Origin of the sequence: Pseudomonas sihuiensis (genome assembly GCF_900106015.1) — a bacterium.
Taxonomy (GTDB): Bacteria; Pseudomonadota; Gammaproteobacteria; order Pseudomonadales; family Pseudomonadaceae; genus Aquipseudomonas; species Aquipseudomonas sihuiensis.
The window spans coordinates 3,821,997-3,845,337 of the sequence record NZ_LT629797.1 but is presented as its reverse complement, the minus strand read 5'-3'; the positions used below and the strand labels follow the sequence as shown (position 1 = coordinate 3,845,337).

General features: G+C 63.5%; 22 protein-coding genes. 9 read left to right on the top strand and 13 right to left on the bottom strand.

Annotated elements, in window-relative coordinates:
• Nucleotides 1–64 precede the first annotated feature (64 nt).
• The 4 genes from spoT to BLT86_RS18080 all read right to left on the bottom strand — a co-directional run bounded on the left by spoT (nt 65) and on the right by BLT86_RS18080 (nt 4,231).
• Nucleotides 65–2,176, bottom strand: coding sequence for a bifunctional GTP diphosphokinase/guanosine-3',5'-bis pyrophosphate 3'-pyrophosphohydrolase (spoT, locus tag BLT86_RS18095; RefSeq protein ID WP_092378697.1), 2,112 nt, complete (start codon nt 2,174–2,176; stop codon nt 65–67).
• A 63-nt stretch (nt 2,177–2,239) separates the two neighbouring features.
• Nucleotides 2,240–2,503 (bottom strand): DNA-directed RNA polymerase subunit omega, encoded by a 264-nt coding sequence (gene rpoZ, locus BLT86_RS18090; protein WP_036998775.1) that lies wholly within the window; start codon nt 2,501–2,503, stop codon nt 2,240–2,242.
• Nucleotides 2,504–2,597: 94 nt separating this feature from the next.
• The gene (gene gmk, locus BLT86_RS18085) at nt 2,598–3,218 is read right to left on the bottom strand and encodes a guanylate kinase (RefSeq protein ID WP_072426174.1); all 621 of its coding nucleotides are present in this window, start codon (nt 3,216–3,218) and stop codon (nt 2,598–2,600) included.
• A 149-nt stretch (nt 3,219–3,367) separates the two neighbouring features.
• On the bottom strand, nt 3,368–4,231 hold the full coding sequence (locus BLT86_RS18080) for a YicC/YloC family endoribonuclease (RefSeq protein WP_092378694.1): 864 nt from the start codon (nt 4,229–4,231) through the stop codon (nt 3,368–3,370).
• A gap of 175 nt (nt 4,232–4,406) precedes the next feature.
• Here BLT86_RS18080 and rph point away from each other — a divergent pair, with 175 nt between their 5' ends.
• The 3 genes from rph to BLT86_RS18065 are packed head-to-tail and all read left to right on the top strand — an operon-like array spanning nt 4,407 to nt 6,266.
• Nucleotides 4,407–5,126 (top strand): ribonuclease PH, encoded by a 720-nt coding sequence (gene rph / locus BLT86_RS18075; protein WP_024310050.1) that lies wholly within the window; start codon nt 4,407–4,409, stop codon nt 5,124–5,126.
• 28 nt (nt 5,127–5,154) lie between these two features.
• Nucleotides 5,155–5,526 (top strand): DUF4870 domain-containing protein, encoded by a 372-nt coding sequence (locus BLT86_RS18070; protein ID WP_024310049.1) that lies wholly within the window; start codon nt 5,155–5,157, stop codon nt 5,524–5,526.
• Between the two features lie 56 nt (nt 5,527–5,582).
• The gene (locus tag BLT86_RS18065) at nt 5,583–6,266 is read left to right on the top strand and encodes a tetratricopeptide repeat protein (protein WP_092378691.1); all 684 of its coding nucleotides are present in this window, start codon (nt 5,583–5,585) and stop codon (nt 6,264–6,266) included.
• Nucleotides 6,267–6,310: 44 nt separating this feature from the next.
• Here the strand turns inward: BLT86_RS18065 and BLT86_RS18060 are convergent, their stop codons facing one another.
• The gene (locus BLT86_RS18060; RefSeq protein WP_092378689.1) at nt 6,311–7,090 is read right to left on the bottom strand and encodes an exodeoxyribonuclease III; all 780 of its coding nucleotides are present in this window, start codon (nt 7,088–7,090) and stop codon (nt 6,311–6,313) included.
• A gap of 82 nt (nt 7,091–7,172) precedes the next feature.
• Between BLT86_RS18060 and pyrE the strand changes: the two genes are divergently transcribed.
• Both pyrE and BLT86_RS18050 read left to right on the top strand, forming a co-directional pair.
• Complete coding sequence (gene pyrE / locus BLT86_RS18055) at nt 7,173–7,814, top strand: orotate phosphoribosyltransferase (RefSeq protein WP_003242540.1); 642 nt, start codon at nt 7,173–7,175, stop codon at nt 7,812–7,814.
• A 20-nt stretch (nt 7,815–7,834) separates the two neighbouring features.
• Nucleotides 7,835–8,437, top strand: a complete 603-nt coding sequence (locus BLT86_RS18050) for a DUF4124 domain-containing protein (protein ID WP_092378686.1) — start codon at nt 7,835–7,837, stop codon at nt 8,435–8,437.
• Nucleotides 8,438–8,448: 11 nt separating this feature from the next.
• On the opposite strand, the gene BLT86_RS18045 is transcribed toward BLT86_RS18050, so the two are convergent.
• The 5 genes from BLT86_RS18045 to coaBC form a co-directional block, all read right to left on the bottom strand.
• Nucleotides 8,449–8,895, bottom strand: a complete 447-nt coding sequence (locus tag BLT86_RS18045) for an acyl-CoA thioesterase (protein ID WP_092378683.1) — start codon at nt 8,893–8,895, stop codon at nt 8,449–8,451.
• Between the two features lie 283 nt (nt 8,896–9,178).
• Nucleotides 9,179–10,084 (bottom strand): acetylglutamate kinase, encoded by a 906-nt coding sequence (gene argB / locus BLT86_RS18040; RefSeq protein WP_024310044.1) that lies wholly within the window; start codon nt 10,082–10,084, stop codon nt 9,179–9,181.
• Nucleotides 10,085–10,108: 24 nt separating this feature from the next.
• Nucleotides 10,109–11,503, bottom strand: a complete 1,395-nt coding sequence (algC, locus tag BLT86_RS26000; protein ID WP_197676118.1) for a phosphomannomutase/phosphoglucomutase — start codon at nt 11,501–11,503, stop codon at nt 10,109–10,111.
• 1,232 nt (nt 11,504–12,735) lie between these two features.
• The gene (gene dut / locus BLT86_RS18030) at nt 12,736–13,191 is read right to left on the bottom strand and encodes a dUTP diphosphatase (RefSeq protein ID WP_074682220.1); all 456 of its coding nucleotides are present in this window, start codon (nt 13,189–13,191) and stop codon (nt 12,736–12,738) included.
• A gap of 2 nt (nt 13,192–13,193) precedes the next feature.
• Nucleotides 13,194–14,402 carry a bifunctional phosphopantothenoylcysteine decarboxylase/phosphopantothenate--cysteine ligase CoaBC gene (gene coaBC / locus BLT86_RS18025; protein WP_092378677.1) on the bottom strand — a complete coding sequence of 403 codons (1,209 nt, stop codon included), beginning with the start codon at nt 14,400–14,402 and terminating at the stop codon, nt 13,194–13,196.
• Between the two features lie 139 nt (nt 14,403–14,541).
• On the opposite strand from coaBC, the gene radC reads away from it, so the two are divergent.
• Nucleotides 14,542–15,216, top strand: a complete 675-nt coding sequence (gene radC, locus BLT86_RS18020; protein ID WP_024310040.1) for a RadC family protein — start codon at nt 14,542–14,544, stop codon at nt 15,214–15,216.
• Nucleotides 15,217–15,330: 114 nt separating this feature from the next.
• Here the strand turns inward: radC and BLT86_RS18015 are convergent, their stop codons facing one another.
• A complete protein-coding gene (locus tag BLT86_RS18015; protein WP_092378674.1) occupies nt 15,331–16,908 on the bottom strand; it encodes an ABC transporter substrate-binding protein in 1,578 nt (525 codons plus the stop codon).
• Nucleotides 16,909–17,253: 345 nt separating this feature from the next.
• Between BLT86_RS18015 and rpmB the strand changes: the two genes are divergently transcribed.
• The 3 genes from rpmB to BLT86_RS18000 all read left to right on the top strand — a co-directional run bounded on the left by rpmB (nt 17,254) and on the right by BLT86_RS18000 (nt 19,149).
• The gene (gene rpmB, locus BLT86_RS18010; protein ID WP_003242523.1) at nt 17,254–17,490 is read left to right on the top strand and encodes a 50S ribosomal protein L28; all 237 of its coding nucleotides are present in this window, start codon (nt 17,254–17,256) and stop codon (nt 17,488–17,490) included.
• A 10-nt stretch (nt 17,491–17,500) separates the two neighbouring features.
• Nucleotides 17,501–17,656: a 50S ribosomal protein L33 gene (gene rpmG, locus BLT86_RS18005; protein WP_003464575.1), complete on the top strand. Its 156-nt coding sequence runs from the start codon at nt 17,501–17,503 to the stop codon at nt 17,654–17,656.
• Between the two features lie 278 nt (nt 17,657–17,934).
• Nucleotides 17,935–19,149: an HDOD domain-containing protein gene (locus tag BLT86_RS18000; protein ID WP_092378671.1), complete on the top strand. Its 1,215-nt coding sequence runs from the start codon at nt 17,935–17,937 to the stop codon at nt 19,147–19,149.
• Here BLT86_RS18000 and BLT86_RS17995 read toward each other — a convergent pair.
• On the bottom strand, nt 19,137–22,016 hold the full coding sequence (locus BLT86_RS17995; protein WP_092378668.1) for an EAL domain-containing protein: 2,880 nt from the start codon (nt 22,014–22,016) through the stop codon (nt 19,137–19,139). The two genes, BLT86_RS18000 and BLT86_RS17995, sit on opposite strands and share 13 nt — an antisense overlap.
• A gap of 171 nt (nt 22,017–22,187) precedes the next feature.
• A complete protein-coding gene (locus tag BLT86_RS17990; RefSeq protein WP_092378665.1) occupies nt 22,188–23,246 on the bottom strand; it encodes a fatty acid desaturase in 1,059 nt (352 codons plus the stop codon).
• Nucleotides 23,247–23,341 lie beyond the last annotated feature (95 nt).

Here is a 23,341-nt window from a genome sequence, read left to right as displayed (position 1 = left end):
CGCTCCTTGTGAGAACTGGCTGGGTCGAGCACCCAGCCTACAGAATCGAAATAGGGGAATTGTGTCAGGCGCGTACTCGGGTGATACGCATCACGCCCTTGAGCGCGCGCAGTTTCTTGATCACGCGGGCCAGGTGCACGCGGTCATGCACGCTGACCACCAGTTGCACCACGCTGATGCGGCCGTCGCGTTCGTCCATGCTGATCTTCTCGATGTTGCCATCGGCGGCGTTGACGCTGCTGGCCAGCAGGGCGATCAGGCCGCGCTGGTGTTCCAGCTCGACGCGCAGTTCGACGTTGAATTCGCCGGTGACGTCCTTGGACCAGTTGAGCTGGATGCATTTTTCCGGATTGTGGCGGATGTCGACGATGTTCCGGCAGCTCTCCATGTGCACCACCATGCCCTTGCCGGCGGACAGGTAGCCGACGATGGGGTCGCCCGGAATCGGCGTGCAGCACTTGGCGTAGCTCATCACCAGGCCTTCGGTGCCGCGAATCGCCAGCGGCCCTTCGCTGCTCGGCAGGGTGTCGTCGCCATTTTCGGCCAGCAGGCGGCGGGCGACGACGTAGGCCATGCGGTTGCCCAGGCCGATGTCTTCGAGCAGGTCTTCGATGACCTCCTGGCGGTACTCGCCGAGCACGGACTGTACGCGCTCGGGCGCGATCTTTTCCAGGTGCGTGTCGAAGCTGGCCAGCACCTTGTTCAGCAGGCGTTCGCCGAGGCTGATCGATTCCGAGCGGCGCTGCTGCTTGAGGGCATGGCGAATGTGCGTGCGTGCCTTGCCGGTGACCACGAAGTTGAGCCAGGCCGGATTCGGCCGGGCGCCCGGCGCGGTGACGATTTCTACCGTCGAGCCGCTTTCCAGCGCTTGCGACAGCGGCGCCAGGCGACGGTTGATGCGGCAGGCGATGCAGGTGTTGCCGACGTCGGTGTGTACCGCGTAGGCGAAGTCGACCGCGGTGGAGCCTTTTGGCAGCTCCATGATGCGACCCTTGGGCGTGAACACGTAGACCTCGTCGGGGAACAGGTCGATCTTCACGCTCTCGATGAATTCCAGCGAGTTGCCGGCGCGTTGCTGCAGCTCCAGTACGCCCTTGACCCACTGACGCGCGCGGGCGTGGTTGCCCTTGGGCGCATCGTCCTCATTGGACTTGTACAGCCAGTGGGCGGCGATGCCGTTGTTGGCCATCTCTTCCATTTCGCGGGTGCGGATCTGGATCTCGATGGGCACGCCGTGCATGCCGAACAGCGTGGTGTGCAGCGACTGGTAGCCGTTGGCCTTGGGAATCGCGATGTAATCCTTGAAGCGCCCGGGCAAGGGTTTATACAAGTTGTGCACGGCGCCGAGCACGCGGTAGCAGGTGTCGACCTTGTCGACGATGATGCGGAAGGCGTAGACGTCCATGATCTCGTTGAACGCCTTACGCTTGCCACGCATCTTCTGGTAGATGCTGTAGAGGTGCTTCTCGCGGCCGATCACCTCGCCTTCCATGCCTTCGCGCTGCAGGCACATCTGGATCGATTCCTCGATCTTGGCGACGATTTCCTTGCGGTTGCCCCGAGCGCGGCGCACGGCGGCGCGGATTCGCTCGGAGCGCATCGGGTGCATGGCCTTGAAGCCCAGGTCTTCGAACTCCACGCGCATGTTGTGCATGCCCAGCCGGTTGGCGATGGGCGCGTAGATTTCCAGGGTTTCCTTGGCGATGCGCCGGCTCTTCTCGTGCGGCATGGCATCGAGGGTGCGCATGTTGTGCAGGCGGTCGGCGAGCTTGACCAGAATCACGCGGATGTCGCGGGCCATGGCCATGGCCATCTTCTGGAAGTTCTCGGCCTGCGCCTCGGCCTTGGTCTCGAAGTTCATCTGGGTCAGCTTGCTGACCCCGTCGACCAGTTCGGCCACGGTTTCGCCGAACTGCGCGTTGAGCGCTTCCTTGGCGATGCCGGTGTCTTCGATCACGTCGTGCAGCATGGCGGCCATCAGACTCTGATGATCCATGTGCATATCGGCGAGGATGCTGGCCACGGCCAGCGGATGGGTCACGTAGGCTTCGCCACTGCGGCGGCGTTGGCCATCGTGCGCCTGTTCGGCGTAGAAGTAGGCTCGGCGCACCAGGTTGACCTGGTCATGGCCGAGGTAGGCCGAAAGTCGGTCGGCGAGAGCGTCTATACCAGCCATGGGGTATTCCCCTCATGACCGATTTGGCTACACGCCGCGCAACTTCGACCCGGCATCATCGACTTACAGAGGCTCGTTGGCCTCTTCCTCGAAGGCAGCGAACAGCGGTTCTTCTTCGACGATGTCTTCCTGGGCGATTACTTCGTAGTCCACCAGGCCGGCAGCGATTTCGCGCAGGGCCACTACGGTGGGCTTGTCGTTTTCCCAAGCCACTTTCGGCTCTTTGCCGCCGGTGGCCAGCTGGCGCGAACGCTTGGTCGCGAGCATGACCAGTTCGAAGCGGTTATCAACGTTGTCCAGGCAATCTTCGACGGTAACGCGAGCCATGGTGTTCCTCGTAACTTGTGCGGATAAGCTTGGCCCGAGCGGGCGAGCGGACTGAATAGTCTAAAAAATCACCAGCGACAATGGAAGCGCTGTTTTACGCCAGCAGTTCGCTGAGCAGCCCGGCATGGCGCTGCTGCTGTTGTGTTTGCGACAGCTGGTTGCTGCGGAAGATGGCTTTCAGGTCGCTCAGGGCGTGGTTGAAGTCATCGTTGATCACCAGGTAGTCGTACTCGACGTAATGGCTCATCTCGCTGACGGCCTCGCGCATGCGCCGTTCGATGATCTCGCCGCTGTCCTGGCCGCGGTTGGTCAGGCGGTGACGCAAAGCTTCCTGGGTCGGCGGCAGGATGAAGATGGATTTGGCCTGTGGCATCAGCTTGCGCACTTGCTGTGCACCCTGCCAGTCGATCTCCAGAATCAGGTCGAAGCCTTCGGCCAGGGTCTGCTCGACCCATTTCTGCGAGGTGCCGTAAAGGTTGTCGAAGACCTGGGCGTGCTCGAGAAATTCGCTGCGTTCGAGCATGGCGTTGAACTGCGCATGGTCGACGAAGTGGTAGTTGACTCCGTCCACCTCACCTGGACGCATGGCGCGGGTGGTATGCGAGACCGAGACGCGAATCTGCGCTTCGCTGTCGATCAGGGCCTTGACCAGGCTGGTCTTGCCGGCGCCGGAGGGTGCGGAAACGATATAGAGGGTGCCGGTAGTGATGGCCATGAAAAACGTCCTGAGAAATCTTGCGGAATTTTAAAAGCGTAGCGAGCGACGGCTAGGCAAGGCGAAATCAGGTGAGAAAGCGGAGTTTACGACTGTAAATGAGCATTTCGAACCTGATTTCAACGCGGCATAGCCTAGCGCAGTAGTTTTTACTCGATGTTCTGCACTTGCTCGCGCATCTGCTCGATCAGCACCTTCAGATTGACCGCAGCCTGCGTGCTGCGCGGGTCGAACGCCTTGGAACCGAGGGTATTGGCCTCGCGGTTGAGCTCCTGCATCAGGAAGTCCAGGCGCCGCCCGGCAGCGCCACCGGCCTTGAGCACGCGGCGCACTTCGCTGACGTGAGTGCTCAGGCGATCCAGTTCCTCGGCCACGTCGCTCTTCTGCGCCAGCAGCACCAGCTCCTGCTCCAGGCGCTGCGGGTCGAGCTCGGCCTGCATCTCGGCGAAGCGGGTTTCGATCTTCTGACGCTGGCCGGCAAGCATCTGCGGCACCAGTTCGCGCAAGGCGGCGACTTCGTCGAGGATGCTGTCGAGGCGCTCGTTGAGCAGCTTGGCCAGCTCGGCGCCTTCCCGGGCGCGGCCGGCCTTGAGTTCGCCCAATGCCTGGTCGAACAGCTTCAGCGCGGCGGCGTTGAGCGCTTGCGGGTCGGCCGAGTCGGCCACCAGTACGCCAGGCCAGGCCAGCACTTCCAGCGGGTTGAGCGGCGCCGGTTGCTGGATCAGCGCGGCGACCTGTTCGGCGGCGGCGATCAGCTGGCGCGCCCGCTCGCTGTCGACCTGCAGCTGCTTGCCGGCACTTTCCTCGGCGAAGCGCAGGGTGCATTCCACCTTGCCGCGCGACAGGCCCTGGCGAAGCGCTTCGCGCACCGCGCCTTCGAGATCGCGGAAGGCGTCGGGCAGGCGCAGGTGCGGCTCGAGATAGCGGTGATTGACCGAGCGCAGCTCCCAGCTCAGTGTGCCGTGGGCGGTTGCCTGCTCGTTGCGGGCAAATGCCGTCATGCTGTGAACCATGGGGTACCTCGCGGAAGTCAGCTCGAAAAGCGCAGGATTGTAGCTCAGCGCGCCTGCCCATTTCATGCGCGGACGTTCAGGCCTGCCGTCAGTCGCTGCCAATTCGGCATGTCGCCGCGGTCGACCGCCCCCTATAATGCGTGCTGTTTTCACTTAACGAAGTAGGTATCGCTCGATGAAACGTCCCAGTGGCCGCGCCGCCGATCAGTTGCGCTCGATTCGCATCACCCGCAACTACACCAAGCATGCCGAGGGTTCGGTACTGGTCGAGTTCGGCGATACCAAGGTGATCTGCACCGTCAGCGTCGAATCCGGCGTGCCGCGTTTCCTCAAGGGCCAGGGCCAGGGTTGGCTGACTGCCGAATACGGCATGCTGCCGCGCGCCACCGGCGAGCGTAACCAGCGTGAGGCCAGCCGCGGCAAGCAGGGTGGCCGTACTCTGGAAATCCAGCGCCTGATCGGCCGTTCGCTGCGCGCTGCGCTGGACATGAGCAAGCTGGGCGAGAACACCCTGTACGTCGATTGCGACGTGATCCAGGCTGACGGCGGTACCCGTACCGCGTCCATCACCGGCGCCATGGTGGCGCTGATCGATGCGCTGAAGGTGCTGAAGAAGCGTGGTTCGCTCAAGGGCGAGCCGCTCAAGCAGATGATCGCCGCGGTATCGGTCGGCATCTATCAGGGCGAGCCGGTGCTGGATCTGGATTACCTGGAAGATTCTGCCGCCGAGACCGACCTCAACGTGGTGATGACCAATGCCGGCGGCTTCATCGAAGTGCAGGGCACGGCCGAGGGCGCGCCGTTCCAGCCAGATGAGTTCAACGCCATGCTGGCGCTGGCGCAGAAGGGCATGAACGAGATCTTTGAACTGCAGAAGGCCGCTCTGGTCGACTGAAACCCATAACCGAGCAAGGAGCACCAGGATGAACGACGATATGCAAAGCCCGCTTCCGACGCCCAGTCAGGAAGCGCGTCAGTGGGCCATGTTTTGCCACTTCGCCGCATTTCTCGGCCTGGTGTTCCCCTTCGGTAATCTGCTCGGCCCGCTGATCGTCTGGCAGATCAAGAAGGACTTCGACCCCTTCGTCGATGCGCAGGGCAAGGAAGCACTGAACTTCCAGATCAGTGTGGCGCTGGCAGCAGTGGTCTGCTTCATCCTCATGGTGGTGGTGATCGGCTTCCCGCTGCTCATGCTGCTGGGCCTGGCGGCGCTGGTACTGACCATCATTGCCGGGATCAAGGCCAATGAAGGGCAGAACTATCGCTACCCGTTCAGCTGGCGTTTGGTGAAATAACGCATGCGCGTCGAGGGGCTGCGCTCCTCCAATCCGATCAGGGAAGGTACGAGAGAATGAAAGCAAGGGTTCTGCTGGCTGCGCTGTGCTTGGTGATCGCTGGATGCGGCGATGCCGTAGGCAGCCTCTCGGAGCAGGCGCAGCTGCATGCGTTGAGGCTCGAAGCCGAGCGTTTGCATGACGACGGGCAATCCGAGCAGGCGATCACCAGATTCGAGAAGCTGGTTGCGAGCCCTGCGGCGAGCGATGCCCAGAAGGCCTACGCGTTGCGTTACATCTCGCTTGGTTACTACGAGCTGGGCGACTACCCGCGTTCGGGCGAATATGCCGCGAAGGCCGCTGCCTTCTATCCCAAAGGGTCTTACGACTACCTGGTAAACATGGCGGACGCCGAGCTGATGCTGGGCAAGGTGCCGGAAGCGGTGGTGCGCCTGGAGCAGGCGATCGCCATGGCGCCGCGCAAGCTGGCGGCCAACAACGTGCTGGGGCTGGTGTATCTGGGTGACAACGGTGCGCAGTATGTCGATTATCACAAGGCGCTGGTCTATAACCAGGCCGCTTACGAGATCGAGCCGGGGCGCATCACCGAGATCGTGCTGGCGCGCAATCTGCTCGCTCTGCAGGAGTTCCAGCAGGCCCGGACGCATCTGCTCGATCTGAGTCAGCGTTACGCCGACGATGCCTATGTGCACAATCTGTTGGCCCAGGCGCAAGCTGGGCTGGAGCAGGCTGAGGAGTGATTCGCGGGGCACAAAAAAGCCGGCATTCGCCGGCTTTTTTGCATTCAGACGCTGAGAATCCAGTCGTAATCGACGATTAGCGGCGCATGCTGGGAGAAGCGCGGCTGGCGTGGCAGGCGTGCGCTGCGCACACTACGGCGCATGCCCGGTGTGAGCAGCTGGTAGTCGAAGCGATAACCCAGGTTGAGCATCTCCGCCTGCTCGTTATCCGGCCACCAGCTGAACTGGTCGCCTTCGCGGCTGACTTCGCGCAGGGCGTCGACATAGCCCATGTTGCCGATCACTTCATCCATCCAGGCACGCTCGGGTGCCAGGAAGCCCGGTGATTGCTGGCAGTCACGCCAGTTCTTCACATCCAGCTTCTGGTGCGCGACATGCAGCGAGCCGCAGTAGATGTACTCGCGGCGCTTGCGGCGTTGCTTGTCCAGATAATGGGTGAAGTCGTCCATGAACTTGAATTTCTGATTCAAGCTCTCGTCGCCGTCACGCCCGCTCGGCAGCAGCAGAGTGGCGATACTTACCTTGTCGAAATCTGCCTGCAGGTAGCGCCCGTAGCGATCGGCCATCTCGAAGCCGAGGCCGCTGATCACCGCCTTGGGTTGCAATCGCGAGTAGAGCGCCACGCCACCTTGGCTGGGCACTTCACCGTCGCATGCATAGAGGAAATAACCATCCAGCTGGAAGGCTTGGTCGTCCATTTCAAAGGCGGAGGCACGGGTGTCTTGCAGGCAGATCACGTCGGCATTCTGGGCTTGCAGCCAGCTGAGCAAACCTCGCTCGGCCGCAGCCTGAATACCATTCACGTTCACACTGATGATCCGCATAAATGGCCCCCAAAAACACGTGCGTGTATGATACCCGAGCTCACCTCAATTAGCTAAATCCGTGCCGTCCGGGACTTTTTTCATGCAAGCGTATCAGCGCGATTTCATTCGCTTCGCCATCGAACGCGGGGTTCTGCGTTTCGGCCAGTTCACCCTCAAGTCCGGGCGTACCAGCCCTTATTTCTTCAATGCCGGCCTGTTCGACAGCGGTCTGGCGCTGGCTCAGCTGGGGCGTTTTTACGCGGCTGCGATCGTCGACAGCGGCATCGACTTCGACGTGCTGTTTGGGCCGGCCTACAAGGGTATTCCACTGGCGGCGACCACTGCCGTGGCGCTGGCCGAGCACCACGGTCGCGATCTGCCCTGGTGCTTCAACCGCAAGGAAGCCAAGGACCATGGCGAGGGCGGCACCCTGGTCGGTGCGCCGCTCAAGGGCCGTGTGCTGATCGTCGATGACGTGATCACCGCCGGCACTGCCATTCGCGAAGTGATGCAGATCATCCAGGGCCAGGGTGCCCAGGCCGCCGGCACCCTGATCGCGCTGAACCGTCAGGAGCGAGGCCAGGGCGAGCTTTCCGCGATTCAGGAAGTCGAGCGCGACTTCGGCATGCCGGTAGTGAGCATCGTGTCACTGCAGCAGGTACTGGAATATCTGGCGGGGGATGCTGAACTGAAGCAATATCTGCCGGCTGTCGAAGCCTATCGCGCCGAGTACGGAATCTAGCCCTAGCACAAGGTCGTCCTATGCCTGCACCGCTGCTGACCCGCTGTACGCTGCTATGTAGTCTGCTGCTGCCGTTGTCCGGAGTGGCCGCCGAGCTGTATCGCTATGTCGATGACAAGGGCGTGACGGTGCTCAGCCGCCAGGGTGTGCCACCGGAGTTCATCGGCAAGGGTTATGAAGTGCTCAATGACCAGGGTCGCGTCGTGCGGGTGATTCCGCCGGCGCCGACGCCGGAGGAGTTTGCCCGCATGCAGGCGGACAAGGCGCGCGCCAGCAGCGATGCTCAGCTGCTGCGCCTGTATACCAATCTCGATGACGTCGACCGCGCCCGCGAACGCAAGCTGGCCGAGCTCGACAGCGTCACCAGCGTGGCTCGCGGCAATCTGCAGTCGGTGCGCACTCAGCAGGCCAACCTGCAGAGCCAGGCCGCCGATCACGAACGTGCCGGGCGCCCGGTGCCTGAGCATTTGCTGGTGCAGATCAATAACCTCAAGGAAGAACAGCAGCGTCTGCAGCGCGACATCGCCCGCTACAAGGAGACGCGCACCCAGGCCGAAGCGGGTTTCGCCGCTGATCGCGCACGTCTGGCCGAGCTGTTTGGCGAGCCGCAGAAAAAGCCTTAAGGCTCGGTAATTCAGCTCTGCGGCTGAGTCTTCTCGAAATTCTCGATCTTTTCTCTTAGCCACTGCGGCAGCGGCGCACTGCTGCGTGTCGCGCTGTCGGCGTGCACGTAGACGATTTCGCCGCTGGTCAGTAGCTCGCCGTCACGCCAGATGCCAAGGGCGAAAGTCAGGCTGGAGCGACCCAGACGTGCACTGCGGATGCCGATCTGTAGCTCATCGTCGAAGCGTGCCGGGGTGCGGTATTCGAGCAAGGTGCGGATGGCGAAGAAATCGCCGCCGTCCTGGGCCAGGTCACCGGGGTAGGCGACGCCGAGAGCGCGAAAGTACTCGGTGATGGCGACGTCGGCGTAGGTCAGGTAATGGCCGTTGAAGACGATGCTTTGCGGGTCGACCTCGGCCCAGCGCACGCGCAATGGATGGAAGAAGGTGAACTGGCTGGCTTCGGGCTGACTGCTCATGGGCGCTCCTTTATGAAGGTTGCCTGATGAGCGTGCGTGTTGCGCAGGAGTGCGGCAAGTTCGAGTCGCGGTGCGGATGGCTTGCGATAAGCTCGCTCGATGGCGGGGAGGGTGCGCCGTGCGCACCGGTTTGACGGTGCGCTTGCAATACCCTGCCCCCGCCCTCCGGCCTGATCGCTAGCGATCAGGCGCTCATCGGTGCAGGAGGCAGTGCTTCCAAAGGCGCGCCTCTTCGCCCCGCAAGCGGGAGAGGGTCATCAGAAGGCCGCGTTGCGGCCGCTGTTCAGGGGCGTTTGCGGTTGGTAATCAGGGTGCCGACGCCGGTGTCGGTGAAGATTTCCAGCAGCACTGCGTTGGGCACACGGCCGTCGACGATGTGCGCAGCGGTGACGCCGCCTTGCACGGCTTCCAGGGCGCACTTGATCTTCGGCAGCATGCCGCCATAGATGGTGCCGTCAGCGATCAGGCCGTCGACCTGCTCGGTAGTCAGGCCGGTGAGCACTTCACCCTGCTTGTTCATCAGGCCGGCGATGTTGGTCAGCAGCATCAGCTTCTCGGCTTTCAGCGCTTCGGCCACCTTGCCGGCCACCAGGTCGGCGTTGATGTTGTAGGACTCGCCGTCCTGGCCGACGCCGATTGGCGCGATGACCGGGATGAAGTTGCCCTTGACCAGCATGTTCAGCAGCTCGGTGTTGACTCCGGTGACTTCGCCGACATGACCGATGTCGATGATCTCGGGCTGGGTCATTTCCGGCGTCTGACGGGTGACCTTGAGCTTCTTCGCGCGGATCAGGCCGGCATCCTTGCCGGTCAGGCCGATGGCGCTGCCGCCATGCTGGTTGATCAGGTTGACGATGCTCTTGTTGACCTGGCCGCCGAGCACCATTTCCACCACGTCCATGGTGGCGGTGTCGGTGACGCGCATGCCATCGATGAAGTGGCTTTCGATGGACAGCCGCTTGAGCAGATCACCGATCTGCGGGCCGCCGCCGTGTACCACCACCGGGTTGATGCCGACCGCCTTCATCAGCACGATGTCGCGGGCGAAGCCCTGCTTGAGCTCCTCGCTCTCCATGGCGTTGCCGCCGTACTTGATCACCAGCGTTTTGCCGACGAAGCGGCGGATATAGGGCAGGGCTTCGGACAGTACCTTGGCAACCTGGGCGGCGGCGTCACGCTCGAGGGTCATGCAGGGGGCTCCTGGAACAATCGATCAGAATGGTAGTTGCAGGTCGGGGGCGACCTTGAGCAGTTGGGCGCGGAAGATATCCTGGATGCGCTCCAGCTCTTCCTGAGTGTCGGCTTCGAAGCGCAGTACCAGCACCGGCGTGGTGTTGGACGCGCGAATCAGGCCCCAGCCCTTGGGATAGTCGACGCGTACGCCGTCGATGCTGGTGATGTTCGCTTCACCCCACTGACCTTCACGCTGCAGACGTTCGATCATGCCGAACTTGGTCTGCTCGGTGACCTTGATGTTGATCTCCGGTGTGGAAATATCGCTGGGGAAGGCGCTGAACACCTGTTCGGCGTTGCGTTTCTCGAGGCTGAGGATTTCCAGCAGGCGCGCGGCGCTATAGATACCGTCGTCGAAACCGTACCAGCGTTCCTTGAAGAAGATGTGACCGCTCATCTCGCCTGCCAGCAGGGCGCCGGTTTCCTTCATCTTCTTCTTGATCAGCGAATGGCCGGTCTTCCACATCACCGGACGGCCACCGTAGCCGCTGATCAGCGGGGTCAGGCGACGCGTGCATTTGACGTCGAAGATGATGTCGGCGCCGGGGTTGCGCGAGACCACGTCCTTGGCGAACAGCATCAGCAGACGGTCCGGGTAGACGATGGTGCCGGTGTTGGTCACCACGCCGACGCGGTCGCCGTCGCCATCGAAGGCCAGGCCGAGATCGGCGTTCTCGGATTTCACACGGGCGATCAGATCGACCAGGTTCTCCGGCTTGCCCGGGTCCGGGTGGTGATTGGGGAAGGTGCCGTCCACTTCGCAGAACAACGGGATCATGCTGCAGCCGAGGGCTTCGATCAGTTGCGGGGCGATCACGCCAGCCGCGCCGTTGCCGCAGTCGACCACCACCTTGAGCGGCTTGGCCAGGGCGATGTCGTCACGGATGGTCTTGAAGTAGCGCGGCAGTACGTCGACCTGCTGCACGCTGCCGACGCCTGTGGCCAGATCGTTATTGTCCAGGCGCGCTTTCAGTGCCTGGATCTGCTCGTTGGCCAGGGTGTCGCCAGCGATGATGATCTTGAAGCCGTTGTAGTCCGGCGGGTTGTGGCTGCCGGTCAGCATCACGGCCGAACGACCTTCCAGCACGTTGGCAGCAAAGTACACCACCGGGGTCGGCACCATGCCGATGTCGGTGACTTCGCAGCCGCAGTCGAGCAGGCCCTGTACCAGTTGTTGCAGCAGTTCGGGGCCGGACAGACGGCCATCACGGCCGACAATGACCTTGGGCTCGCCCTGGGCCAGGCTCTGCGAGCCAATGGCCCGGCCTATCCAGTAGGCATACTCGGCGGTCAGGGTGTCACCCACCACGCCGCGGATGTCGTAGGCGCGAAAGATATCGGCGGGAAGTTTTGGGGCGCTTTGGCTAGTGCTCATTGCGGGGCTCTGCTCCAGTCCCAGGAGATCCTGGTCTTCATCAAGAATGTCGATATCGAGGATATCGGTGTCCTGAAACAGCGGGTCGACCAGCTCGGCAGGTTTGCTGACCGGCTGAGTGGCGGGGGCCGCGGCTGTTCCTTTAATGGGGGTACTGCTGCCTTCAGGGCTACTGCGGCGCGGCAGGCGCGCCAGACTCTGGGCCAGCGTATCGAGTGCCGGTACGCTGAGGCTGAAGGCTTTGACGTTCTTGCCGGCAGAGAGTTCTTTCAGCATTTGTCCGAGCTGCTGTGCGTCGCCATTGACGCGCCGCTGCAGGGCGCCGTGCACCAGAATCAGGCCGATCAGGGCGCCGCCCAATGCCAGCAGGAGCGCCAGGCCGAGCATGGACGCAGGGACGCTGCCCTGTGCCAGGGCCGGGCCGGGGGTAAAGCTTATCTTCCAGTACGGGTTGCCAGTGGCGAAGGTCTGCGCAGCGCCTGAGCCGGGTTGGCCTCGTTGCAACAGCACCTGCTCCGGGGTGTTGGCGAACTGCTGGATCAGCTGCACCTGGCCATATTCGGCAGGCAGCACTGGCAGTGCGGCGAGCAGGCGTTGCAGGTCGAAGGCCAGCAGCAGCGTGCCCTGGGCCGGCTGGTTCTCGCCGACGCGCAGCGCCACGGCGCTGTAGGCCAGCCAGCGTTGGCCGACACGGTAGGCTTCAACGGCCGGCTGCTGGCCGCTTTCGGTGCGGCGCAGCATATCCAGGCCGGCGAAGTTCATCGGTGCGGCGCGGCTGGTGTTCTGCACGGCTTCACCGCGGCGGTTGAGGTGGACGTCGATCACGCCGTCCCAGTAGCTCAGGCTGCGTTCGGCCTCGCTGATCTGCAGGCTGTCGCCGCTTTGCAGAGCCTGCAGCAGCTGCGGGTTACGCGCGGCCGCCAGGCTGTCGGCCTGCAGTTGCTTGAGCGCCTGTTGCACGGCGGCGGCCTGATTGCTGCCGAGGGCCTGGGTCAGTTCGGCTTGGCGTGCCTGGCTGCCGCTGTTATCGGCGAACCACAGCAACGCCCCGCCTGCGCCGGCGCCGATCAGCGCGGCCAGCAGGCCTGGCAGCAGCGTGCCCAGCGAGGGGCTGGCGGCCTTGCTCTTGGGCGGCTCCGGTATCAGGCTGGCGGCGCTATCGACTTCCTTGGCAGTACGCTTCAAGAGTTTCACGTAGGCGCTCCTCGGCGGGTCGTCCTGTGGGATATGGGTCAGTGACTACCGGAGTGGCCGAAGCCGCCAGCGCCACGTTGGGTCTCGTCGAACTGCTCGACCAACTCGAAATGCGCCTGAACCACCGGCACCAGCACCAGCTGCGCGATACGCTCGCCGATGGCAATGGTGAAAGGCGTCTGGCCACGGTTCCAGCACGACACCATCAGCTCGCCCTGGTAGTCGGAGTCGATCAGGCCGACCAGGTTGCCGAGTACGATGCCGTGTTTGTGGCCGAGCCCCGAGCGCGGCAGGATCATCGCGGCCAGGCCGGGGTCGCCGATGTAGATCGACAGACCGGTGGGGATCAGTACGGTCTGCCCCGGTTCGAGGACGATCTCCTCCTTGAGCATGGCGCGCAGGTCGAGGCCGGCAGAACCGGGCGTGGCATATTGCGGCAGCGGGAATTCCTGGCCGAGGCGTGGATCGAGGATCTTGGCTTGCAGAGCGTGCATGGTCAGTTCTTGTTCAGTCGTTCGGCGATAAGGGTGATCAACTGGCGGGCGATCTTGCCCTTGCTGGTCTGGGCGAAGCTGATTTGCTGCAGCCCACGGTCGATCACGGTGATGGCGTTCTCTTCGCTATTGAAGCCGATGCTGGGGTTGGCCACATCGTTGGCAACGATCAGATCGAGATTCTTGTCGCGCAGCTTGCGCGAGGCGTATTCGAGCAGGTTCTCGGTCTCGGCGGCGAAGCCCACGCTGAACGGGCGGTCGTCGCGGCCGGCGATGGTGGCGAGGATATCCGGGTTGCGCACCATTTGCAGGAGCATTCCCTCGCCACTGGAGGGGTCTTTCTTCAATTTGTGCTGGGCGACCACTTCCGGACGGTAATCGGCCACTGCGGCAGCGGCGATCAGTACGTCGCAGGGCATCGCCGCTTCGCAGGCCGCGAGCATGTCGCGGGCGCTGACCACGTCGATGCGACTGACCCGATCCGGCGTCGGCAAGTGCACCGGTCCGCTGACCAGGGTGACCTTGGCTCCGGCCTCGGCAGCGGCTTCGGCCAGGGCGAAGCCCATTTTTCCGGAGCTGTGGTTGGTGATATAGCGCACCGGGTCGATGTTTTCCTGGGTCGGGCCGGCGGTGATCAGAACGTGCAGGCCTTCGAGTGCCTGACGCTGGAAGCAGTCGGCGGCCAGGTTGGCCAGGTCATTGGGTTCGAGCATGCGGCCGAGGCCGACGTCGCCGCAGGCCTGGCTGCCGGAGGCCGGGCCGAACAGGCGCATGCCGCGCTGTTGCAACAGCTCGAGGTTGGCCTGGGTGGCATCGTCGCGCCACATGGCCTGATTCATCGCCGGGGCTAGGGCGATCGGTGCATCGGTGGCCAGCACCAGGGTGGTCAGCAGGTCGTTGGCCACGCCTTGGGCCAGGCGTGCGATCAGGTCGGCGGTGGCCGGGGCGATGAGGATCAGGTCGGCCCAGCGCGCCAGTTCGATATGGCCCATCGCGGCTTCGGCGGCCGGGTCGAGCAGATCGAGATGAACCGGGTGGCCGGAGAGGGCCTGCAGGGTCAGCGGGGTGATGAACTCGCGGCCGCCCTGGGTCATGACCACGCGGACTTCGGCGCCCTGATCCTTCAGTCGGCGAACCAGTTCGGCGCTCTTGTAGGCAGCAATACCGCCCCCCACGCCGACGATGATGCGTTTGCGATACAGCCGCTGCATAGGCTTGCCTTTTATATACCGGTGGATGTGCGCCACGTGACCAACGCCTCCCCAGGCCGGCCCCGTGTAAAAAGATGGGCTACGATAGCACAGCGCCCGCAGTGGAACAGCGGGCGCCTGGCTCAATAAGGAGGTGTACATGAGCATTCGCGACTGGCCCGCGGCAGAGCGTCCGCGGGAGAAACTGCTGGAGCAGGGTGCGGCGTCGCTGACCGATGCCGAGCTGCTGGCGATCTTTCTGCGCACCGGGGTGACCGGCAAGAGTGCGGTGGACCTGGCGCGCTATCTGCTAAGCGAATTCGGCAGCCTGAGAGCCTTGCTGGAAGCCGATCTGACTGGCTTCAGCCAGCACCTCGGCCTGGGCCCGGCCAAGTACGCGCAGTTGCAGGCCGTGCTGGAAATGTCGCGGCGCCATCTGGCCGAGCGCCTGCGCCGCGACTCGGCGCTGGAAAGCCCGCAGGCGGTGCGCGACTACCTCAAGGCGCAACTGCGTCACGAGCCACATGAGGTATTCGGCTGCCTGTTCCTCGATGCCAAGCACCGGGTGCTGGCCTTCGAAGTGCTGTTTCGCGGCAGCATCGACAGCGCCAGCGTTTATCCCAGGCAGGTGGTCAAGCGCTCGCTGGCCAACAATGCCGCAGCCGTCATCCTTACGCACAATCACCCATCGGGCGTGTCGGAACCCAGCCAGGCCGACCGCGTGCTGACCCAGCGCCTCAAGGATGCTCTGGCGCTGGTCGAGGTGCGCGTGCTCGACCATTTCATCGTCGGCGATGGCGAGCCGCTATCGATGGCCGAGCTGGGTTGGATGTAGCTGGGACATGCGTAGGGCGGGTGCAACCCGCCGTTATCGATGCGGCGGGTTGCACCCGCCCTACCTGTCTTTATGTGACGTGTAGGGTGGGCTTCAGCCCACCACGATGGCGCCTTATGGTGCGATCTGCACCGAGGCGAAATTCTGCCGGCCAAAGGGGCTGACCTGGTAACCCTCGATCTTGGCGCTGAGCAGCGCGAAGGCGGTGGGGTGGGCCAGCGGTAGCCACAGCGCCTGTTCTTGAATGATCTGCTGCGCCTGGTGATAAAGGCTGCTGCGCTGATCCTGGTCGCTGCTGGCCTTGCTGTCTGCGATCAGCTTGTCCAGCGTTTCGTCGCAGTAGCGGGCGAAGTTCAGCCCTGACTGCACCGAGGCGCAGGCGAATTGCGGGGTGAGGAAGTTATCCGGGTCGCCGTTGTCGCCAGCCCAGCCCATGAACAGCAGGTCGTGCTCGCCGGCTTTGGCGCGGCGGATCAGCTCGCCCCATTCGATCACGCGAATTTCGGCGTCGATGCCCACCTTGGCCAGATCCGCCTGCAGCAGCTGCGCGCCGAGGCTGGGGTTGGGATTGAGCAGGCTGCCACTGGGGCGGGTCCAGATGGTGGTCTTGAATCCCTCTGCCAGACCAGCCTCGGCCAGCAGGGCGCGGGCTTTGTCTGGCGCATGTGCATAGCCAGGCAGTTCACTGGCGTAACTCCAGGTGTTCGGCGGGTACGGGCCATTGGCCGGCTCGGCGCTGCCCTCGAACACGGCCTTGACGTAGCTGGCCTTGTCGAACGCCAGGTTGATCGCCTGTCGCACCTGCGGCTTGTCCAGCGGCGGATGCTGGCTGTTGATGCCGACGAAGGCGGTCATGAACGCGGCGGTCTGTGCACTTTTCAGCTTGGCGTCGCCGGCGATGGCCTGCACGTCCTGCGGTTTCGGCGACAGGGCGATCTGGCATTCGCCGCGGCGCAGTTTCTGCAGGCGCACGTTGCTGTCCGGGGTGATGGCGAAGATTACCCGGTCCACGCCCGGCTTGCCAGCGAAATACTCCGGGTTGGCGCGGTAGCGCACGGCGGCATCCTTCTGGAAACGCTCGAAGACGAACGGGCCGCTGCCGATGGGCGCGCTGTTGAGCTTCTGCGGGGTGCCGGCGGCCATCAGCTGGTCGGTGTATTCAGCGGAATAGATCGAAGCGAAGCCCATGCTCAGGGTGGCGAGGAAGGTCGCATCGCGTCGGTTCAGGGTGATGCGTACGCGGTGCGCATCCGGCGCCTCGACCTTGGCGATCAGGCTTGGCCACTGCATCGACTGGGCGTGTGGATAACCACTGGCGGCGACCTTGTGCCAGGGGTGCTGCTCGTCGAGCATGCGCTGGAAACTGAAGAGCACGTCCTGGGCATCGAGAGTGCGGCTGGGCGTGAAGTCGGCGCTGTGGTGAAATTGCACGTCGTCGCGCAGGGTGAAGTCGTAGACCAGGCCATCGGCGGAGATCGACCAGCTGCGCGCCAGGCTCGGCAGCAGTTTGCCCTGCTCGGCGTCGAACTCCACCAGGCGGTTCATCAGCATGTCGGCCGAGGCATTGGTGGTGGTCAGCGAGTTGTACTGCACCACATCGAAACCCTCCGGGCTGGCTTCGGTGCATACGCTGAGGGTGGCGGCCTGGGCCAGGATCGGGGAGCACAGTAGAGCAGCGAGCAACAGGCGCATGGTGAAGTCCTCATTCCTGGCGTGAACGGCAAGCTTGCAACCCTAGTCGATTTGCCATGCGCTGAATACCCGATCGAGGCGACGAGCGGTCAAATCTTGATCAGGCCCCAACGGGCCGGCCCCCGGCGGGTCTGCTGGCTCGGGGTTGGGTTTTATCCTGCGTTTTTCCTTGTTGCTCCCAGAGCTTTCTGGTATAAAGCAGCGCTCTTTTCTAGGGGCCCGGTTCTTGCGCTATCCAGTGCGCCCGGTAAGACCCTCGAGAAACGCGGCGCCGAGCGCCAATGACATTGAGTTTAAGCGGCCAACCCATGCCGGGTTGGGCATGTGGTTTTAGAGGGCTGAGGCATGTCGAGAGTCTGTCAAGTTACCGGTAAGGGTCCGGTAACCGGGAACAACATTTCCCACGCAAACAACAAAACCCGTCGTCGTTTCCTGCCGAACCTGCAGCACCATCGCTTCTGGGTCGAGTCCGAGAAGCGCTTCGTGCGTCTGCGCGTATCTGCCAAAGGCATGCGCGTCATCGACAAGCGTGGCATCGACGTAGTGCTGGCTGAGCTGCGCGCTCGCGGCGAAAAGGTTTAAGGAGAGAGTCATGCGTGAACTGATCCGTTTGGTGTCCAGCGCCGGTACCGGCCACTTCTACACCACCGACAAGAACAAGCGCACCACCCCCGACAAGATCGAAATCAAGAAATTCGATCCGGTCGTACGCAAGCACGTGATGTACAAGGAAGCCAAGATCAAGTAATTGATCGGCTACCTGGCAAAGAAGCCCGCCCTAATCGGCGGGCTTTTTTTTGCCCGTGTTTCCTGGCAGCACTCGGACTCGCGCCTGCGCGGGTCGGTTGGCGCGGCTATTGGTCGCGCATTTTTTTTGCGCAACTCGCTCACCTGCGACTTACGTCACACAACACCTCGGTTTAGACTGCGCCGTTGCCATGGAACTGACTCATCCATCAGCTTTTTGGTGGATGTGGGGACATGGGGTTCGGGCATCCTCCGTTCGTCATTCGCCCAGAGGCTCGCATGACCGCTTCAGCTCATTGTGTGGAAGTTCTGATTGCCGAGGCGGATCCCTGGACGTCCAACCTGTTGCAGCAGCTGGTGCTCGATGTGTGTGGCGATGCCCGTGTACTGCAGGTCAACGATGGCCAGGCGGCTCTGGCACGTTGCAAGCGGCGCTTGCCCGATCTGGTGATCGCCGATGGCGAGCTTCCGGGGCTCGACGGCCTGGAGCTGCTGCGCCAGTTGCGCCGTCACCCGCGTACACCGGCGCTGCCGTTCGTGCTCATCAGTGGTCGCCTGGATGCCAGCAGCGTGCGCGCCGCGCGGCCGCTGGCGCCCAGTGCCTATCTGGCCAAGCCCTTCAATGCCGAGAGTCTGCGTCAGCGTCTGCGCACGTTGTTGCCCGCGCCTGCGGCCTCGGTGACGGTGCGTCAGCCACTGTTGCTCAGCGAGCTGCGTGACTATCTCGATACGGTGCGCGAAGAGGGGCAGGGCGCGCCGCTGCTCAGCGATGTACGCAATGCCGTGAGTCAGGGATTGCAGGCCGGCGAGCAGGACCTGGGCGAGCTGGAAGCGGTGTTCGGTAGCGACCCGCAGATCACCGCGCTGCTGATCGCTGCCGCCAGCACTGCCGCACAGCATCAGGGGGTGCCGTGTCATACCCTGACCCAGGCGCTGCAGCGCCTGGGTGTGGCGCGCACGCTGAATCTGGTGCTGGGCCTGGCGCTGCAGCGTAATGCCCAGCTGCGTGACCCACGCCTGGCAGAATTGGCTGCGCATACCTGGCAGCAGGCGCGACGCAGCGCTGAGCTGGCGCGCTGGCTGGCGCTCGAACTGAAGCTGGACGCTGAGCTCTGTTACACCGCCGGTCTGCTGCACAATCTGGGCGAACTGGCCCTGCTGCGCAGCCTGCAGGACTGGCTGGAAGCGGGTGGTGAACTGAGCAATGAGCAGATCGACGATGCGATGCTGCGCCGCTCGGCGAGCTTCGGTTCGGCCCTGCGTATCCGCTGGCGATTGCCGTTCGGCCTGCGAGAGCTGATCGCAGCGCTCTATGGCCTGGGCAGCGGCGTGTTCTCGCGTGAGGCGCTGGTGCTCAACCTCACCGGTCTGTTGCTGGCCCTGCCGAACAACGAGCTGCCAGCCAGCCTGGTCGAAGCGCGCTGCGTGCGCATGTTGCGCCTGGACCCGGCGCTGCTCGAGCGCGTACCGGTGGCGCTCTATCAGGCTTCCTGAGTGTCATGGCGACGCGTGTCGTCGGCCAGTTGCCGCAAGGGCTGCGGGCGGCCAACGAAGTAGCCCTGGGCATAGTCGATGCCCAGGCGGCGCAGGCAGTCCAGGCTGGCCTGGGTCTCGACGAATTCGGCGACGGTGAGCAGGCTCAATTGCCCGGCAATCTGTCGCATCGAGCCGACCATGGCCTGGTTGATCGGGTCGTTCTCGATGCCGCTGATAAAGCTGCCATCGATCTTGAGGATATCCAGCGGCAGGTGACGCAGATAAGCGTAGGAGGCGAAGCCGCTGCCGAAGTCGTCCAGGGCGACTTTCAGCCCCTTGCTGCGTAGTTCCTCGATCCACTGGGCGGAGACGCCCAGCTCACCCAGGGCGACCATTTCCGTCACTTCGATGCAGAATTTTCCGGGCGGTAGGCCGTGGTGCTGCAGCTCATTCTGCAGCAAACGGTGGAAGTCGGAATCGAGCAGAGAGTTGGCGCTGAGGTTGACGTTGACCTGAGCCAGCTGCGCCAGGTGCCGTGGGTTGGCGGCCAGCCAGGCGCACAGATGCTGGACGACCCAGCGGTCGATGGCGCCGAGAAAGTCATAACGCGCCGCTGCATCGAGAAATTGCGCCGGGCTGATCCACTCGCCACTCTGCGGATCGCGGTAGCGCAGCAGAACTTCGTAGTGCAGGCCGGTGGTGGCACTCTGCAGCGCTTGTACCGGTTGGTAGAACAGCTCGAAATGACCGCGTTCGCAGGCTTCGCGCAGGCGGGTGATCCACTGCAACTGGCGTTGATGTTCGAGCAGCGCGCCATCTTCCGGGTTGAACTGGCACACGCGGTTGCGGCCCTGGTGCTTGGCCAACTGGCTGGCGCTGCTGGCCCAGGTCAGTGCGGTCTCCCAGTCGCGCACGCCAGAGCCGAGGGCGAGCAGGCCGATGCTGGTGTGGAGACGAAAGGGGCGCCCCTGCCAGGTGAAAACGAACTGCTCGACCGCCCGGCGCAAGGCCTCGGCCTGCTTGAGGGCGGCCTCGTCATCGACTTCGCGCAGCAGCACGGCGAACTCGTCACCGCCGACGCGGGCCAGCTCGGCATGGCGCGGCAACTGGTGCGCGAGCTGGGTTGCCAGTTGCCTGAGCAACTGGTCACCGGCGGAGTGGCCACAGAGGTCGTTGACCTGCTTGAAGCGGTCCAGGCTCAGGTGCAGCAGATGGCTGAAGCGGCGCTTGGCGTTGCCGCCCAGGGTTTCCGAGAGCAGCCTTTCCAGTTCGCGGCGGTTGAGCAGGCCGGTCAGCGCGTCATGCGCGGCCAGCTGTTGCAGGCGCTCCTCGAGCGCGCGGCGTTCGCTGAGATCGACCACTATGCCTTCGATGCGGTCTCGCTGAGGGCGCAGATGCAGCGACAGGTAGACCCACAGTGGACGCTGTTTCAGGTCGTACAACTGGCATTCGCAGGCGACCGTGCCGGCCTCGGTGTCGAGTTGCTGCAGCAGCTCGCGCCACTGGGTTTCACCGAGCAGTCGCTGTAGCGGCAATCCGACCAACTGCACGGCCGGTGTATCGCTGCCGAGCAGGCGCGCCAGGCTCGGGTTGGCTTCCAGCAGCCTGCCGTCGTGGTCACAGCGGAAGATGCCCTCGCCGCTGTGGCGAAACAGCGCCTGGTACTGTTCCAGGTTGTCGATGGCCTGCGCCTGGCTGCTCAGCAGCACGCGGCGCACGCGCTCCAGCTGCTTGTCGAGCAGGGCGCCGAACAGCAGCATGCTCAGTGTCGGCAGGTAGGCGTACAGCGCATAGAAACCGGCGGGCAGCGGAATCAGCCCGGCGCGGCTCAGCGGCACCAGCAACATCAGCACCAGTGCGGCGCTCCAGCACAGCATGTATCCGGGGGCGTAGGGGCGGCGCTGATAGACGCCGAGGATCATCAGCAGCAACTGATACAGCCCGGTGGCCAGCGTCAGCAGGTTGAGGGTCTGGTAGGCGTGGGGATGGTCGACGAAGACGCCGCCGATGCTGACCAGCAGGGTGGCCGCGAACAGGGCATCGCGCAGCCAGCGCAGACGGCCCAGGTGCAGACCCAGAGCGCTGGCGATGAACAGCGAGCTGAAGATCATCATCCCGGCGGTGGGTAGATTGATCAGCAATTTGGGCAGCAGGGTCCACTGCGGCCAGAGCAGGCCGGCAATGTTGTACAGGCTGGTGTTGTACAGCGCCACGCACAACGAGGTGAGGCTGAAGTAGGCCAGTTGCGCTTCGCGCAGGGTGCTGAACTTGACCAGATAGAACAGTGCCAGGGCGAGCAGGGCGCCGATCAGCAGGCCGCTCTGTAGCCAGCTGTAGGCGATCAGTTGTTGGCCTTGTTCGGCGCCGACCACCTGCAGCGGCAGGTTGATCGCCGAATGACTCTGCACGCGCAGCAGCAGGCTGTGCGGGCCATCGTCCAGGCGTGGCAGGTTGAGCAGAAACTGTGGATAGGGCTCGCCACGTTCGGCGAATGGACGTTTTGCGCCGCTGTACAGCGGGCCGAGCGACTGCTCGCCATCGAACAGCCAGACCTCCAGATCATCGAGGAAGGTCTGGCCGATGATCAGTTGCAGGCGTTCGGCTGGCGGTGTCTGCAATTGCACGGCGAGCCACCAGGCGCTACGTGTATAGCCGATGCGAGCGGTGCCCTGAACCTGCCGACCCTCTTGCGCGATGCGCTGCAGTACCTCGCTGGCGCTCAGCTGGCCGCTGGGGTCTTCCAGCAGCAGGCTGTGCTCGATGCTCACTGGCGCGGCCAGATCGGCAGCGCTGAGCTTGAGTAACGGCAACGCACTGGCCGCCCAAGCCGGCACGACGCAGGCCAGGCAAAGCAGCAAGATCAGTGAGCGAAGCGGTCGAAGCATCCTGGGCGCCTCATGGCAACTACGAGGGCGCCGAGGTCCGGTGGACGCTGTCGGGTCTGAGGAGCGGTCGGGCGCAGGGCAATTCTAGCCGACTACTGGCGCGATGATTGCGCTGCGAGTCTCATCCGTCGGGTCGCGCGACGACGAATGACTGCGCCCCTTCAGCCATGCTCAGGCAGTCTGCGCGCGCTCCTCGCCCGTCTTTTGACGGCGCGTCCAGCGATTTGCACGGGCGAAGGTACCGAAGTCGTTGAAGCGCACGCCCATCTCGCGCATCACTCGGTGGGCGAAAGGCACGGTCAGCTGGCGGACATAGAACGGCTCCTTGACCACGAAATGGTGGATCGCATGACTACTGCCGAAGTTGAAGCAGAACGCCTGCAGCGGCCACAGCCACCAGGGGTTGAGCACCTGGGTCTGCTGGATCACGTTGCCTGGTTCGACGTCACCGTAGTAGTGCATGTTGGAGCTGACGAAGTGCAGACAGAAGGTACGCAGCACGTTGGGCCCGACCAGCACCACCACGGCGACGTTCACCACCTCCATCAGGTTCAGGGTGCCGGCCGACCAGGCGATCGGAGCACCAAGCGCAGCACTGGCCCAATCCAGCAGATGGAAACCGAGGAACAGGTACCAGGTCGCCCAGTTGAGCAGCCCCAGCGGCGCGTAGACCTTCAGCGTGCGCGTGAGGATCAGCCGGCGGTGTTCGGGGTTCTTCGCCCGCAGCCAGCGAATCAACGAACTCATCATGTTGTCACCGACCATCAGCAGGCGCGCGATGCCCCAGGGCTCGCCGTTGGTGATGGCGCGCTCTTCCATGTCGGCTTCGCTACCGGACACCTTGTGATGATTGAGATGCAGATGGCGGCGTACCCAGGGGTTGATGGTGCTCGGCCGCGCCAGCCAGACCAGCGCCATCATCAGATTGTGCGGCAGCGGCCGTTTGCGGAAGTACATCGAGTGGATCAGGTCGTGCTCCAGCTCGTGAGTCAGCGAGGCGAAGAAGGCGTTGAGCAGCAGACACGCCCACCAGGCCAGGTAGCCACCGATGTACAACGCCGCCGAGCCGAGCATGCCGAGCAGTGCGAACGCGAGAATACCGGCGCCGAGCGCGTCCTGATGTTGCAGGATCGGGTAGCGTTGGCGCAGGGCGTTGCCCTGGGCCATCACCTGTTCACGGATATAAGCGGCGCGTTGCTGGTCATTAAGGCTTGCGGGAGAGGGCGACATGCCGACATCCTCTTGTTATTGGGTTGTGACTTCACTGTGCCGTGACGGTCGTCAGAGCGCCCGACCGTGCACGCCAACCTGCCTACCGGATACGC

What these genes read in the sequence shown, in the direction of transcription:
- spoT (WP_092378697.1), bottom strand. Translation starts at nt 2,176, where the DNA reads ATGGCTGGTATAGACGCTCTCGCCGACCGACTTTCGGCCTACCTCGGC.
- rpoZ (WP_036998775.1), bottom strand. Translation starts at nt 2,503, where the DNA reads ATGGCTCGCGTTACCGTCGAAGATTGCCTGGACAACGTTGATAACCGC.
- gmk (WP_072426174.1), bottom strand. Translation starts at nt 3,218, where the DNA reads ATGGCCATCACTACCGGCACCCTCTATATCGTTTCCGCACCCTCCGGC.
- BLT86_RS18080 (WP_092378694.1), bottom strand. Translation starts at nt 4,231, where the DNA reads ATGGTTCACAGCATGACGGCATTTGCCCGCAACGAGCAGGCAACCGCC.
- rph (WP_024310050.1), top strand. Translation starts at nt 4,407, where the DNA reads ATGAAACGTCCCAGTGGCCGCGCCGCCGATCAGTTGCGCTCGATTCGC.
- BLT86_RS18070 (WP_024310049.1), top strand. Translation starts at nt 5,155, where the DNA reads ATGAACGACGATATGCAAAGCCCGCTTCCGACGCCCAGTCAGGAAGCG.
- BLT86_RS18065 (WP_092378691.1), top strand. Translation starts at nt 5,583, where the DNA reads ATGAAAGCAAGGGTTCTGCTGGCTGCGCTGTGCTTGGTGATCGCTGGA.
- BLT86_RS18060 (WP_092378689.1), bottom strand. Translation starts at nt 7,090, where the DNA reads ATGCGGATCATCAGTGTGAACGTGAATGGTATTCAGGCTGCGGCCGAG.
- pyrE (WP_003242540.1), top strand. Translation starts at nt 7,173, where the DNA reads ATGCAAGCGTATCAGCGCGATTTCATTCGCTTCGCCATCGAACGCGGG.
- BLT86_RS18050 (WP_092378686.1), top strand. Translation starts at nt 7,835, where the DNA reads ATGCCTGCACCGCTGCTGACCCGCTGTACGCTGCTATGTAGTCTGCTG.
- BLT86_RS18045 (WP_092378683.1), bottom strand. Translation starts at nt 8,895, where the DNA reads ATGAGCAGTCAGCCCGAAGCCAGCCAGTTCACCTTCTTCCATCCATTG.
- argB (WP_024310044.1), bottom strand. Translation starts at nt 10,084, where the DNA reads ATGACCCTCGAGCGTGACGCCGCCGCCCAGGTTGCCAAGGTACTGTCC.
- algC (WP_197676118.1), bottom strand. Translation starts at nt 11,503, where the DNA reads ATGAGCACTAGCCAAAGCGCCCCAAAACTTCCCGCCGATATCTTTCGC.
- dut (WP_074682220.1), bottom strand. Translation starts at nt 13,191, where the DNA reads ATGCACGCTCTGCAAGCCAAGATCCTCGATCCACGCCTCGGCCAGGAA.
- coaBC (WP_092378677.1), bottom strand. Translation starts at nt 14,402, where the DNA reads ATGCAGCGGCTGTATCGCAAACGCATCATCGTCGGCGTGGGGGGCGGT.
- radC (WP_024310040.1), top strand. Translation starts at nt 14,542, where the DNA reads ATGAGCATTCGCGACTGGCCCGCGGCAGAGCGTCCGCGGGAGAAACTG.
- BLT86_RS18015 (WP_092378674.1), bottom strand. Translation starts at nt 16,908, where the DNA reads ATGCGCCTGTTGCTCGCTGCTCTACTGTGCTCCCCGATCCTGGCCCAG.
- rpmB (WP_003242523.1), top strand. Translation starts at nt 17,254, where the DNA reads ATGTCGAGAGTCTGTCAAGTTACCGGTAAGGGTCCGGTAACCGGGAAC.
- rpmG (WP_003464575.1), top strand. Translation starts at nt 17,501, where the DNA reads ATGCGTGAACTGATCCGTTTGGTGTCCAGCGCCGGTACCGGCCACTTC.
- BLT86_RS18000 (WP_092378671.1), top strand. Translation starts at nt 17,935, where the DNA reads ATGACCGCTTCAGCTCATTGTGTGGAAGTTCTGATTGCCGAGGCGGAT.
- BLT86_RS17995 (WP_092378668.1), bottom strand. Translation starts at nt 22,016, where the DNA reads ATGCTTCGACCGCTTCGCTCACTGATCTTGCTGCTTTGCCTGGCCTGC.
- BLT86_RS17990 (WP_092378665.1), bottom strand. Translation starts at nt 23,246, where the DNA reads ATGTCGCCCTCTCCCGCAAGCCTTAATGACCAGCAACGCGCCGCTTAT.